The following is a 12,437-nucleotide window of genomic DNA, read 5'->3' as shown; positions in this document are numbered from 1 at the left end:
ATTAAACAAAGACATATGAAAAATATCAGCATCTTCCTGAAGAAGATCAGGAATGAAAAAAGGACCTTAATGCTATTTGTATTGCTGAGTCTAAGCAGCCATGTATTTGGCCAGGACAATAATAAAGCGCTGAGGGTATTGGTTATTGGCAATAGTTTTTCCCGAAATGCGACTTCATACTTGCAAGCCATCACAAAAGAAAAAGGTAAAAAATTGGTGATCGGAAGTGCTGAGCTTGGCGGACACTCTTTAGAACAGCACTGGAAATATGTGGAAGCAGCTGAGGCAAATCCGGAAGACAGCGTTGGAAAACCATACAGAGGTAAATCTTTAAGGATGTTATTGTCATCCGGAACCTGGGATATGGTAACCCTTCAGCAATACTCTTATCTGTCTGCAGATCTGGAGAGTTATCAGCCCTATGCTTCAAAGCTTTATAATTACATCAAAACGCTCCAGCCCAATGCAGAAATTATTCTACACCAAACCTGGGCATACCGGAGCGATGCAAAGAAATTTGGCAGGGTTAAGGTGGGGCAATTGGCCAAAGACCAAACAGAAATGTGGCAAAAATCACGCGAGGCCTACCATGCCATTGCAAAACAGCTAAAAACGAGGATCATTCCGGTTGGCGATGCTTTTAATCTTGTCGCTTCAGATCCTGCCCATACCTACAAAAAGGATGAAGGTTTTAATTACCTGAGCCCTGTTTATCCTAATCTTCCAGATCAAACCAATTCTTTAAATGTAGGCTATTACTGGAATGCAAAAAAAGGATTCGCATTTGACGCTAATCATGCCAATGAGGCCGGCAGGTATTTAGGTTCCTTAATCTGGTATGCTTTTCTATTTAAAGATGCTGCCGAAACCGTACAATTTGTGCCAGAACAGGTATCTGCTGATTTGGCCAAGTACCTAAAGAAAGTGGCAGATCAAGTTGTCAATCATCCAATTCGCTAATATGAATTCTATCATAGATACCTCCGTTATTGTCGTTTTCTCGGTGTTCATCATGATCATCGGTTTACTGTTCTCCCGCACAGGGCGTAATTTAAAGTCATTTTTTGCCGGTGGCGAAGCCGTACCATGGTTTATTGGTGGTTTGTCGCTTTTCATGAGTTTTTTCTCTGCGGGTACTTTTGTGGCCTGGGGTTCTATTGCTTACAAGTACGGCTGGGTGGCGGTCACCATTCAGTGGACCATGTGTATCGGCGGCCTGGTTACCGGCATTTACCTTGCGCCAAAATGGAAAGCTACAGGTAACCTTACCGCAGCAGAATTTATCAAAGACCGCCTTGGTCCTAAAGTTCAAAAAAGCTTTATCTACATCTTTATGTTGGTGTCGTTGTTTATCAAAGGTTCGGTATTATATTCCGTAGCGCGATTGGTGGGTTCCTCCTTAGAGTTTCCTTTAATTCCGGTTACCATAGTGCTGGGTTTCTTTATGATTGCCTATACCGCTGTTGGTGGTCTTTGGGCTGTGATGGTTACTGATATCCTGCAATTTGTTATCCTTACCGCCTCGGTATTGCTTATCATTCCATTAGCCTTTGGCGAAGCCGGAGGTGTACAAAACGTATTGAATAAAATGCCGGATGATTTCTTTCAGCTTGTAAATGGTGAATACACCTGGGGCTTTATCCTGGCTTTTGCCTTGTACCACATTTTTTACATCGGCGGCAACTGGACCTTTGTACAAAGGTATACCAGTGTAGATACACCAAAATCTGCCGCTAAAGTAGCTTTCCTTTTCGCGGGCCTTTACATTCTAAGTCCGGTACTGTGGATGTTGCCACCCATGATTTACCAAACCATTAATCCCGGATTAACTGGCTTGGCCACAGAAAATGCCTACTTAATGGTTTGCAAGCAGGTTTTACCGGCAGGTTTGATGGGATTAATTCTTACCGGCATGTATTTCTCTACCTCTGCTTCTGCAAATACCGCTTTAAATGTGGTATCAGCAGTCTTTACCAACGATATTTATAAAGGGAGCATCAACCCTGCTGCTTCGGATGAAAAGCTCATGAAAATCGCCCGCCGCTCTTCCTGGGCTTTCGGGCTCGGCATGATTGTAATTGCCCTCATTGTACCCTACATTGGTGGCATAGTAGAATTTACGTTAAGTGTGGGTGCCATTACCGGCGGACCATTGCTTGCACCACCTATCTGGGCCTTATTTTCCAAACGCATTACAGGTAAGGCCACCATTTACATCACCACCATCAGTTTGGGGGTCAATCTGCTTTTCAAAATCCTACTGCCCGTGCTAATGCATTTCAAACTTAGCCGTGCCAATGAAATGTTACTTGGTGTTATCCTGCCCTGTATATTATTGCTTGCTTACGAAGTCTATGCAGCTTCTAAAGGTTGGATCAGCAAAGAGTACCTTGATTTGCAGGAGCGTAAAGCCATTCGCAAAACCAGTTTTCAGGGGGTTGATGAAAAGGAAGCGCTGGAAATTAAAAGGCAAAATAAATTTGGTCTGCAAGTGATTTCTTTTTCCCTGGCCTTTATCGCATTTCTGCTGTACATCCTTTGTTTATTTACGGCAAAAGGAACCAATATGGTCATCGGGATTGCTACCCTTATTTTACTAAGTGCTTTGATCCCGCTGCGGGCGTCTAAAAAAGTGGTGTTTTAGTTGCGGTTAGTTTTTACTCAGTTGAATAGATTTGATCCTTAAGAGGTCTTGCTCAAGTGCTTTCAGTGCATTTTCGACCTTCTTAAGGTTCTTTTCTAACTCAGTGGCAGTAGGGTTTAGGCTGCTGGTGTATTTTCCGGTAATTTCCCACAGTTCCTTTACATCATCTGTATTTACTTCAAAACTAGCTTCGTTTTCATTAAGCGCGCAAAACAGGGTCTTAAAAGGGAGGGCTACAGAAAGCAGTCTGGCTACAATCAGTTCTTTCTTCGTAATAATGATGTATAAATTGTTTACTACAACCTCTGCATAGGTTGAAACATGCTCAGCAATCAGCAGGTCATTTTGCAAAAGTGGGGCAGGTAATACTTTGTTCTTTACACTAAAAGCCCTTCGGTATCTTTCCCCGGCCTGCAGTGGGACTTCCAGTGGGGCTAAACTGCCTATAAAGGCTTCATCATTTAATAACTTTGCATATTTTTTGGTATCCTCTGCCTTAACGAATAAGGTGGCGGCATAACCATCCTTGTTCAGCACGATAGTGGGCTGTTGAAGTTCAGGCGTTTTTTTTAATAAATCAATTGGTATCAGGACTTCATGTTCACCTATTCCGTGCAACAGCCATTCGTAACTTTTCTGAAAATATTTTGATATGGCCAGAAGCGTTTGATAGGAAGGAAATTGGTTCCCGATTTCAATTTGCGAATAATTGCTTCTGGAAAGCTTAAGGATATTGGCTAAAAAAGACTGTGAAAGTCCATTTTCAACTCTAAGTTTTTTGATTCTCTCGCCGATCGCCTTTTTGGACAGTATTTCTTGCATAAGTAGTTTTAAATTTGTTGATTTGTATACGAGATTAACGGTGAAATGTAACCTTAATCTTGCAATTTAAGCTCCAAAACCCCCATCTTAAGCTATATACTAAAAATAACGAGATTTGGTTTTTGCTATAAATTAACCCATAAACTGTACAAAAGCAAAAATAAATGTCAATAAAACGCCCTGTATGAGAACTAACCTTGTATGCGACAGCTACAACAGCTCCTATTTTTTGATCGATAAAAAATTTCAGCTTGCTTCTTTTTCTGTTCATCCAATGGATAAGCTATCTGTTTTTGTATCGGGCAACTTAGCTCTGGGGCAACAAATTGAGGAATTGCTTACACAACGTTACCGCGAAAACTTTATCAGCAGGGTAGAAAATTGCTTCGCCGGACAGTGTTTTAGCCTGGAAAAGAAGGTGGCGCTGGCCGAAGAAGGAGATGTTGTATTTCAGGTCACTTTCACACCAATTTTTATTCAAAATGAAGTTCAGTATGTGAGCTGTACAGTGGTGAGCAGCAATAGAATTAAGCGACAGCTCAAACTACTCAATGAATATTCACATGTGGCTTCGCACGAATTAAGGGCGCCAATTTCCAATATCCTCAGTTTATCCGGCAGCATCAAAAATAAAAAGCTGGAAGCCTACGATGTAATTAGACTTAGCGGTTTGCTGTCCGACATTAATGCACAGGCAGAGAAGCTGGATGAAATTATCAAACTGCTCAATGACCTCCTGCACAATAACGAGCACATCGTATTCTTTCAGCCAGAGTCTGTTAATCCGGATAGTAAGCATATTGTATTGCTTGACGATGACAAGCTAACAAACAGGATGCATGAAATGTTGCTTTCTGGCTTAGATGTAGAAAAATGCCTCGTTACTTTTGACGAGCCTAAAAAGGCATTTGACTACGTTAAAGCACAAAACCCGGACCTCCTGTTCCTTGACTTGCATATGCCCGAAATTGATGGCTGGGCATTCCTGGGCATGATGCAGGAGCAAGGGATCCTGGTAGACGTTATTATTGTTTCTTCCTCTATAGATCCGTTAGAGCGTTCAAGAGCCCGGGCTTTCAGCTTTGTGAAAGATTTTGTCACAAAACCCCTTACCTCCGAAAAGCTGAAGCTGCTGTTTGATAAAGATAAACCGGCTTATTTCAAAAATTTATAAGCAAGCGCGGCAAACAGCAAACCTATGGAAAGCAGGAGCCACCGTTTCCAGCTGCTGCTGCGTTTAACCTCCAGTGTTTTATTCAATTGTTTTTCCTCCCTGCTTTCTTCAAGTTTAGTTTTGATACTGTTCATTTCCATGCTCCTGCTGTGCCCATTTTGCTCCTGATTTTGGAAAGTGTTAAAAAGCTGTGCGGTTTTTCCATGGTAAATAATTTTTTGAGCTGTACCTTCAAAGCCTTTATAAGGCGAGAAATCGAAGGGCCCGCTTGGCCAGATCTCTACCGTAAATTCAGTTCCTGCCGAATCGTGTTTCAGAAATAAGCTGCTGTTACTGGTGCTGTCTTCATTTACACTAAGATATTTCGAAATCATCTGCAGTTGCAACTTCCTTTTTTGCTGAGCAGTGCTCAATTCTTGATTTTTAACCGAACTGCAACCCATGCAAGTCAGTGTCGCCAAACAGGTGGCATTAAATTTTAATAATTCCATAAACGCGTCGTTAAATTTTCTTTTTCATCCAATCCGCATATCGGCTGATGCTTTTCCTGTGGCGTATGCGTGCATACACACCATCACCCTCTCTGCTGCCTGCCACATTCGTATTTCCTTCTACAGAATATACCCAGTTGTTGTGTACCCCTGTTACCAGTCCGCAATGTGCAATTCGCTTTAAGGCCGGGAAATAAATTCCAAGTACGGTGCCCCTTTCAGGCACTTTTACTACTCTGGAAGATGGAAATAAATTGGGAGACCAGCCCGTTCGTGGAGCTGGATATCCTGCTTGTTTAAAAACCCAGCTGATAAAGGCAGCACACCAGGGATCACCCTTAGTACAATCACCAGCTTTTTGGTACGCTGCAACCCTTTGCCCGTCATTGTGTCCGCTCAGCTCGCGTACACCGATTTCTGCTTTAGCAATCCCTGCTAGCAAATTGCCATCAGGCAGCCTGTTGCCGCCAGCAGCAGCAAGCCAAATAAAGACAAGTAAAAACTTAGTTGTTTCCATAATTCTAAACTTTTAAAATGTAAAACCATAAATTCTAAATCAGGCAAGTCTAAGGCCGACCAGAATTTTGTTAATAGAGTTTTGCATAAGGCAATTACTGCCATAAATACAAGGCCGCTGCAGGCTATCAATAGCCAAATACTTTCTATCCCTGCTACGGCAGCGGGATCAGTGCTGTTCATTTGAAACCTGACAGCCAGGTATAGGAAAAGAATAAAGCCGAAGGCCAAATGCCCTGTGTAACCGTTGAAGCCCCAATTCCGGGGGAACTTAATTGCTAAACTTGTCATAATCGTCTGTGTTAATGTTAAAAGTGAATGCACACCTGCTGGTCCTGTTCAACAAGGTGTGCATTGCCGGGTTAATTTACAGGAGTACTACGTTTCGGTAAATACTGTCGCTCACACGACCCTCTTTTCCTACAAAACTACAGTAACAATGGATTTCTGCTCCAGAAAAATCTGATGGTACATGCAGACTGTAAGTTAAAGCTGAACGTGGTGCTGCGCCAACTACGGGCAGGAATTCGTCCAGTTCTGGATTGTAGATCAGCAACATCAGCTGATCAGTAGGATCGCTTTGGGTGCTGGGGCCGCCGCTGGCCAAATCCCAGGTAAAATTGATGTTGTTACCCGCTGTCGGTACAACCAGCAGGTTTTTTGCCTGGGTAACTGAACCTAAGCTGGTTTTGAGCGTGGTAAAGTCAATCTCAAAATTGGGTGAGAGCCCCATTGTAGCATGTGTTAGGTTATAAGAAACAGCAGCATTCATTGCCGTCTCTGTTGCTTTTGCTTTTCTCGCAAAGCCGATTTCGATCAGGTCGCCAATGTGCGCCAGGAATGAAGTGATCATTCCAAATTTGTAGCGTTGATCTTTTTGTTTTTGTGTGGCGGGCTTGCTTGATTTGTTGTGCAAGCCGGTAATCACATTTTGCCCCTTAAGGTTGTAGCCGATAAGCGGGCCTGCTTTTCCGATGAAGCCTCCAAAGGCTCCTTTTGGTTGTGTTCCCATAATTTTGAGATTAAGTGTAAAATAATTGTTAAAGTTGGCCGCTCAACAGGTTTGCTTAACCAACAGTACAAACATAAGGGTAGCTTTTTTAATGCCTTGTAAAGCAAGGAATTGCTAGTATTTTTTGTCAAAAACTATCAAAAAAAGTAGTCCTGTGTAAAATATTGAACCAATAATCGTTGGTATTTTTTCCGCTGGTTGTCATGATGAAGGAGCTAAAAACGCGATTTTTCTATTTCTTTAACATTTGTGAAGTTTTGTTGAACTACCAAACTGTAGCTTTGCCATTAACTTAATATTGTAAAAGAAAATGACCATAGCGCACTCATTAACCAGGGTACCCAAAATAAGGCAGGATTTTGAAGATCAATTTATAAATGAACTCAGATTATTGAAGGCGTTTGACCTGGCTGCCGAGCAGGAATTAAGACGTGGAGGAGTGGGGTATTTGAGTGAGCAAGCATCTATGTTGCATCCTTATGGAGATATTTGCCGCAAATGCTGGTTTGTAAATGAGGGTTGTGTTGTGGCTTTCCATGAAACCGACGATGTTCACTTGATTTTTGTTGCTGGCGAAGTAGTCATCGTGCCTGCTGGTTGGTTAGGTAATGACGCCTCTTTATACAGTCTGGTAGCCGGTCGCAACACCCATGTGATTGAAATTAGCTATGCTGTTTATGAGCGCATCAGCACAAATTGTCCTGAAGTTATTCCTTTATGGAACAGGATAATTGCTAAAAAGTCGCAGAAACATACGCTTAAAGATATGATGACCAGGAAACCAGGAAAAGAAAAACTCGCGGATTTCGAGACACAATATGTCGATATGTTCCAGTCTTTTTCGATACAGCTACATAAATGGATCATAGCCAGTTTTCTTCACATTACGCCCGGATCTCTGAGTAGGTTATATAAAGAAAAAAGAACCAGCCACCTAAAGGCTGGTCCCAAATGAGTTTTAATTAAAGCCAGTAAATTTGTTTTTGTCTTAATAACCACCAGACTTGAACAATGATCATCGAAAGGAAATAGCTTGACTTGTACTGCATAATTTTGCTTAATGTTTAGTTGATAATCGGTTTTAATTGGCATCAATGTAGGCTTCAATGTCGTCGAGGGCTAATCCTGTGTACTCAGAAAAATCTCTCAGGCCTATATACTGGTGTTTGGACTTGTTAAAAAATGCCTTCATGTTCTGAAGTGCCTTATAGGAAGCGGATATTTCCAAACGGAGCATGCCCATTACGTCTCTAACATCAATCACTAATCTTCTTGTTTTTTCTCTCCTTGTCATTTCAAATACCTCCTTTCTAAGCTGGTTGACAACCGGTTAATTGCTCTTGTCACTCCATTCTTAAAGCTACAGATTTTCTGGAAAATGCATGTTTTTTATACGGGATCTGCCCTGTAACTTATCAACATTTTATGTTTTTTACCTCTTAATTAATGCGAAAATTTGCGAATGAGAAAATAAAAAAATCCCGATGTTAATCTTAAAGAACATATAATATCTTAGGGCTGTAAAATCCAAAAGAAAATAAATTTGCGCCTGATTACGTTTCCTTCACATATGTGAAGCTTAGCGTTCAGTTCTCCAGCATATTAAATCTCAGGAAATCTTAAAATGTTAATTTCTTTTTCAGCAATCCTGGCTTAATGCGCTATTTTTTCTTCTTGTTTATGGCAAAATCAGTCCTGATCGTTCGTTTATATCTTCAAATTTCCTGTATAAAAACTATTTGCCGATATTTTTTTTCCTTCAGACCTAAACGAGATGTAAGTCTCTACATATTTTCCCTGCCATGATTTTTCTAATGTTAATATAGCTGTACCCACCATTCTCTTCGCACCACTTATTTCGTAAGCAGCTTCTTTTAATTCCGGGCAATAGGCCATCAGCATCACACGGTCAGTAGAATTGAAGTCGCCTGCTGTCCTGATCCAGTGAAATATCAGCTCGCCATCTATGGCAGAAACGCTGGCGCCAATGGCTGTTTTCAAAGCTCCTTTACTCAAAATCACATTTTTGTAATCAATTTCCTGTGCAGGATAGGTTCCTGTAATGGCATTACGTAGCAGCTCTGAGGTCACTACATTGTAGATGGAAACGCCGGCTGCTCTATCTACATCCCTAAAGCCTGCATAAGTAAATTCTTTTATCGGCCGCAAAAAATCCACAACCAGTTTTATGCGCTGTTGCCTGCTCAGTTGTTTTTCAGTGGAAGGTTTACCCCCGATGTTTCGTCGTTTCCGGACAATGGATTGTCCTTTAGACTGGTAAACTGTTACCGGGCCAATAGCTCCGGTTATCGAACCTTGATCTGAATGTTTTAAAATCGCCATATCATTAAGTTTAAATGTTTTTTAATTGAACCAGCCCTGCGTACATACTGTTGCTGGTCATTCCGTTTTCATTGATAAAATAGAAGTAGCAATGCAATTCATCTCCAATAAAATCTTCTGGCAGTTTAAGTTTGCAAATTTGATCTTTGCGCCTGGCCTCTCCCTTCCATATTAAGAATTCGTTTTTAGCTTCATTGTAAACCATTATATTCAACTCATCCAGCCAGCTGCAATGTTGATTGCTTTGATCATTTACCCAGCTAAACTGCAGCTGGCTGTCCCCGGTATATTCCGCAGTCGGAAAGCTGGCAATTGGCAGGTTGCCCATACTGATCATTAAAAGGGGATAATCAATTGCAAAATCGGGTCCCAAGCCGGTCACTGCATTTTTTAAATTGTGCCTCATAGCCATGTTCATTGCTGTATGTTCCCGTTTCGCCGTATTGAAGCCTACAGAAATAAAATCCCTGATGATTGTTAAAAAGCCAATCATGAGCTTAAACTTTGCACGGTGATTGATTTGTTTTTCTGTGGGGGGGAGCGTAGATTTCTTTGGTGCGCTTTTTACCAAAAACTTTCCTCCAGCCTCGTAACCCACCATATTTCCTACCTTGCCGGTAAATCCTCCGAAAATTCCATTTTTTAGTATTGCCATCTTGTTTGCTTTAATTGTGATTGCCCCGGATTTTTCCATCCACTGATGATCCGGGTGTGATACAAACATAGCCCGATAGATTAATCGGAACTTCAAAAAACGGAATCGGCATTAAATCCGGTAAAAAGGATAAAAATGAATAATTAATTTGCAGACTTGCTGAACAAATTAGCCCTTATAGAAAGCCGCTGTGTAGTGTCTGTTAGGTTAAGACCAGAAGAATTTTGATAAATATAAACTGAACGATAAGATGTTTAGGGTTCATCTTCGGCAAAGCGGTATAGAAGAGCCCTAGGACAGCCGAAGAACGCTGAAACTTCCTGCTAACTTAGTCATCCACTAACGTATAGGTTTGCCTTTTCTTCCCCCAGAGCAGTTATAGAGAAGTCCCGAAGCACTAGCCTGGCAAGCTTAGTGTAAAAGAACTGCCCAGTCCGGGAAGGCTTTCTACCCACATCTTTCCATGGTTTTTCTCGGCAAACTCTTTACACAACTTGAGACCAAGACCTGTGCCTTTTTCTCTATTGGTACCCTGACTGGAATAAAAAGTGTGGTTGGCAAAGATTAATTTCAGGTTTTCTTCAGAAATCCCTGTTCCAAAATCCTGTATGGTAATTTCAGTCTGATCCAATTTGCGGACAGCAGAAATTTTAATGCTGCTACCCTCATAGCTAAATTTGATGGCATTACTCAGCAAGTTTCTTAAAATAAGCTGCAAATGGTTTGGATCTGCGGTTATGGCGGTATGAACGATGCCTGTGAGGTCGGCTTTAATGGACTTCGCTGCCATGGCAATCTCTGCACCAGCCAGTACTCTTGTTACCACAGGCAATAGATCAATAGTTTTGGGTTTAACCTCAATGCCGTTGAGCTGACTTTGGCTCCATAGCAGAATGGTGTCAATGTTTTCCTGCACGTTGTTTACCTGGTCGGCGAGTTTGCTGCTCAGTTCTGCAAATTCTTCAGGGCTAAAGATATCCTGTTTTAGCATCTGCAGGGCATTACCGGTGCTGGCAATCGGACTGCGGATGTCGTGCGCAATGATGGCAAAAAGTTTTTCCTTATTTAAGTTCTGCAGGTTCAGCTCCTGGTTCTGCAGTTCAATTCTCTGCTGATAGGCAAGGTTTTGCTTCTTAAAAAAGTAAAGAAAGAAAAGGAATAGTACAATGCCGTTAAACAGCACAATAAAGCGGTGGGTGGGAGAGACTGATGGATATTCCGGAAAAAGGTTTGGGTTATGATAAATGAAAAGGAACAATGTAGCATTGAACAGACTAAAGGTGATGCTAAACTTAAAATCATCCATGAGCATAAAATATACACCAATAAAAATCAGGAGGTAAAATTCCATGTTATTGTCGTAAAGCATGGCACTTGCAGAGCAGCAGAGCGAATAGATGAACCCGGCGACTATAGGAGGGTATTTGTAAATGCCGCATTTATGAAAGTACAAAATGCCAAATCCTGCTATCAATGTGATGCAATTTAAGAGCATAAGAATGCCATATCCTGCTAAACTATTGTTCAGCAGAAATATAAAAGATGAAAATCCTCCTAAAAGGCCTGCAAAATTAATTACTTTAACCTTGCGGCGCTCCCTGTACGCCATTTCGTGACGTATGCCAGTAGCTAACAAACGTCTAAACCATTTCATGTGGTATCTTTGGTTAATTGTCAAATATAGTAAATCAATCTGGGTTAGTTTAACGTAATTATCAGGGCATGAAGTTTCCTTGCACTCTGTTGCCAACTATATAGCTTAGCCCGCTGCAGCCCTTTTTTTCTAAGCAGTTCAAGCATGATTTCATCTTTCAGCAAACGCTGAAGCTGATTTGCCAGATCCTGCGCATCATTCGGGTTAAAATATACACAGGCATCGCCAAGTACTTCGGGAAGAGAAGAGGTATTGGATGAAATTACCGGACAACCACTATACATGGCTTCCAAAGGCGGGATGCCGAAACCTTCGTAAAGCGAAGGGAAAATAAAAAGCGAGGCATTTTGGTAAAGGTATTTAAGCTCTGCATTAGAAACATAACCCAGATATTTTACAAAAGAAGAAGGCGCCGACTGCTGTAGCGTGGCAGATGCACCACCTGCAATGAGCATTTGATAAGGCTTAAAATCAATTTTTTCAATGGCCTCGCCAATTACAGGGAAATTTTTATTAACGCTGAGGCTGCTTACCGCCAAAACAAATGGTTTTAACGCTGATATTTTTGTTTTAAAGTCCTCATCTGGTTCTTGAAAACGTGACAGATGATCTGCAGCGTTGTAAATGATCTCTAATTTATTTTCTTCAAAGCCGGCAAATTTTACCAGCTGTTGCTTTGAGAACGCAGAAACGGTAACCAATCTTTGTGCTATTTTGCTCAGTAATGGAATCGCCAGCTTATACCAGGTCCTGAATATAAATGGGAAAAATCTGGGGTTTACCATAAAGGATGCATCATGTACCATCAACAATTGTTTCCTTTTAAACAAGGTAGAAACAGAGCACATGCTGATCAGTAAGTTGCCGAAGGTATAAAGAGGCAATTCCAGTTGCTCCCATAAATTACCCTTCAACACACCTTTTTTTACAATGTCGATGTGCTTTAATGCTATCGGTGTTACCATTTCTCCCGAATAAATGAGGCGGTAACAAAACTTATCTTTGTCAATCTCCCCGTTTTCCAGCATCTTGTCCAACCCTTTTACCAATTCATAGGCAGTTCGCTGCACTCCGGTAAGCGCTTGGGTAGTAAAGCGGCCATTTAAATATATCGTTTGTTTCATGG

At 41.4% G+C, this 12,437-nt stretch carries 14 protein-coding genes; 4 read left to right on the top strand and 10 right to left on the bottom strand.

The features are described 5' to 3' along the window. Positions 1–15 precede the first annotated feature (15 nt). Together LPB86_RS01935 and LPB86_RS01930 are read left to right on the top strand one after the other, a co-directional pair. Positions 16–960, top strand: coding sequence for a DUF4886 domain-containing protein (locus LPB86_RS01935; RefSeq protein ID WP_230640857.1), 945 nt, complete (start codon positions 16–18; stop codon positions 958–960). Position 961: 1 nt separating this feature from the next. Then, complete coding sequence (locus LPB86_RS01930) at positions 962–2,644, top strand: sodium:solute symporter family protein (RefSeq protein ID WP_230640856.1); 1,683 nt, start codon at positions 962–964, stop codon at positions 2,642–2,644. Between the two features lie 6 nt (positions 2,645–2,650). Here LPB86_RS01930 and LPB86_RS01925 read toward each other — a convergent pair whose 3' ends face one another. Then, positions 2,651–3,466, bottom strand: a complete 816-nt coding sequence (locus LPB86_RS01925) for a helix-turn-helix domain-containing protein (RefSeq protein ID WP_230640855.1) — start codon at positions 3,464–3,466, stop codon at positions 2,651–2,653. Between the two features lie 184 nt (positions 3,467–3,650). On the opposite strand from LPB86_RS01925, the gene LPB86_RS01920 reads away from it, so the two are divergent. Then, complete coding sequence (locus LPB86_RS01920; protein WP_230640854.1) at positions 3,651–4,640, top strand: response regulator; 990 nt, start codon at positions 3,651–3,653, stop codon at positions 4,638–4,640. Here LPB86_RS01920 and LPB86_RS01915 read toward each other — a convergent pair. The 4 genes from LPB86_RS01915 to LPB86_RS01900 all read right to left on the bottom strand — a co-directional run bounded on the left by LPB86_RS01915 (position 4,622) and on the right by LPB86_RS01900 (position 6,659). Next, complete coding sequence (locus tag LPB86_RS01915; protein ID WP_230640853.1) at positions 4,622–5,131, bottom strand: hypothetical protein; 510 nt, start codon at positions 5,129–5,131, stop codon at positions 4,622–4,624. The genes LPB86_RS01920 and LPB86_RS01915 overlap by 19 nt on opposite strands. Before the next feature lie 10 nt (positions 5,132–5,141). Next, positions 5,142–5,648, bottom strand: a complete 507-nt coding sequence (locus LPB86_RS01910) for a peptidoglycan-binding protein (RefSeq protein ID WP_230640852.1) — start codon at positions 5,646–5,648, stop codon at positions 5,142–5,144. Then, the gene (locus tag LPB86_RS01905) at positions 5,567–5,938 is read right to left on the bottom strand and encodes a hypothetical protein (protein ID WP_230640851.1); all 372 of its coding nucleotides are present in this window, start codon (positions 5,936–5,938) and stop codon (positions 5,567–5,569) included. The genes LPB86_RS01910 and LPB86_RS01905 overlap by 82 nt, the downstream gene beginning before the upstream one ends. A gap of 76 nt (positions 5,939–6,014) precedes the next feature. Then, on the bottom strand, positions 6,015–6,659 hold the full coding sequence (locus LPB86_RS01900; RefSeq protein ID WP_230640850.1) for a DUF6266 family protein: 645 nt from the start codon (positions 6,657–6,659) through the stop codon (positions 6,015–6,017). A 310-nt stretch (positions 6,660–6,969) separates the two neighbouring features. Between LPB86_RS01900 and LPB86_RS01895 the strand changes: the two genes are divergently transcribed. Continuing rightward, positions 6,970–7,614, top strand: coding sequence for a Crp/Fnr family transcriptional regulator (locus LPB86_RS01895; protein WP_230640849.1), 645 nt, complete (start codon positions 6,970–6,972; stop codon positions 7,612–7,614). A 126-nt stretch (positions 7,615–7,740) separates the two neighbouring features. Here LPB86_RS01895 and LPB86_RS01890 read toward each other — a convergent pair whose 3' ends face one another. From LPB86_RS01890 to LPB86_RS01870, 5 genes are all read right to left on the bottom strand, one after another. Continuing rightward, on the bottom strand, positions 7,741–7,953 hold the full coding sequence (locus LPB86_RS01890) for a hypothetical protein (protein ID WP_230640848.1): 213 nt from the start codon (positions 7,951–7,953) through the stop codon (positions 7,741–7,743). A 413-nt stretch (positions 7,954–8,366) separates the two neighbouring features. Then, positions 8,367–9,002, bottom strand: a complete 636-nt coding sequence (locus LPB86_RS01885) for a DUF6266 family protein (protein WP_230640847.1) — start codon at positions 9,000–9,002, stop codon at positions 8,367–8,369. 10 nt (positions 9,003–9,012) lie between these two features. Next, the gene (locus LPB86_RS01880) at positions 9,013–9,726 is read right to left on the bottom strand and encodes a DUF6266 family protein (protein WP_230640846.1); all 714 of its coding nucleotides are present in this window, start codon (positions 9,724–9,726) and stop codon (positions 9,013–9,015) included. Positions 9,727–10,054: 328 nt separating this feature from the next. Then, complete coding sequence (locus tag LPB86_RS01875; RefSeq protein ID WP_230640845.1) at positions 10,055–11,311, bottom strand: sensor histidine kinase KdpD; 1,257 nt, start codon at positions 11,309–11,311, stop codon at positions 10,055–10,057. 44 nt (positions 11,312–11,355) lie between these two features. After that, positions 11,356–12,435 (bottom strand): glycosyltransferase family 1 protein, encoded by a 1,080-nt coding sequence (locus LPB86_RS01870; protein WP_230640844.1) that lies wholly within the window; start codon positions 12,433–12,435, stop codon positions 11,356–11,358. Positions 12,436–12,437: the final 2 nt, after the last annotated feature.

The organism is Pedobacter sp. MC2016-14 (genome assembly GCF_020991475.1).
Taxonomy (GTDB): Bacteria; Bacteroidota; Bacteroidia; order Sphingobacteriales; family Sphingobacteriaceae; genus Pedobacter.
This window is presented reverse-complemented; position numbering and strand designations above follow the sequence as displayed.

Bases quoted from the DNA above. Each gene is read 5' to 3' on its own strand.
- LPB86_RS01900 (WP_230640850.1), bottom strand. From the start codon at position 6,659: ATGGGAACACAACCAAAAGGAGCCTTTGGAGGCTTCATCGGAAAAGCA.
- LPB86_RS01935 (WP_230640857.1), top strand. From the start codon at position 16: ATGAAAAATATCAGCATCTTCCTGAAGAAGATCAGGAATGAAAAAAGG.
- LPB86_RS01920 (WP_230640854.1), top strand. From the start codon at position 3,651: ATGAGAACTAACCTTGTATGCGACAGCTACAACAGCTCCTATTTTTTG.
- LPB86_RS01915 (WP_230640853.1), bottom strand. From the start codon at position 5,131: ATGGAATTATTAAAATTTAATGCCACCTGTTTGGCGACACTGACTTGC.
- LPB86_RS01910 (WP_230640852.1), bottom strand. From the start codon at position 5,648: ATGGAAACAACTAAGTTTTTACTTGTCTTTATTTGGCTTGCTGCTGCT.
- LPB86_RS01870 (WP_230640844.1), bottom strand. From the start codon at position 12,435: ATGAAACAAACGATATATTTAAATGGCCGCTTTACTACCCAAGCGCTT.
- LPB86_RS01880 (WP_230640846.1), bottom strand. From the start codon at position 9,726: ATGTTTGTATCACACCCGGATCATCAGTGGATGGAAAAATCCGGGGCA.
- LPB86_RS01895 (WP_230640849.1), top strand. From the start codon at position 6,970: ATGACCATAGCGCACTCATTAACCAGGGTACCCAAAATAAGGCAGGAT.
- LPB86_RS01885 (WP_230640847.1), bottom strand. From the start codon at position 9,002: ATGGCGATTTTAAAACATTCAGATCAAGGTTCGATAACCGGAGCTATT.
- LPB86_RS01890 (WP_230640848.1), bottom strand. From the start codon at position 7,953: ATGACAAGGAGAGAAAAAACAAGAAGATTAGTGATTGATGTTAGAGAC.
- LPB86_RS01930 (WP_230640856.1), top strand. From the start codon at position 962: ATGAATTCTATCATAGATACCTCCGTTATTGTCGTTTTCTCGGTGTTC.
- LPB86_RS01905 (WP_230640851.1), bottom strand. From the start codon at position 5,938: ATGACAAGTTTAGCAATTAAGTTCCCCCGGAATTGGGGCTTCAACGGT.
- LPB86_RS01875 (WP_230640845.1), bottom strand. From the start codon at position 11,311: ATGAAATGGTTTAGACGTTTGTTAGCTACTGGCATACGTCACGAAATG.
- LPB86_RS01925 (WP_230640855.1), bottom strand. From the start codon at position 3,466: ATGCAAGAAATACTGTCCAAAAAGGCGATCGGCGAGAGAATCAAAAAA.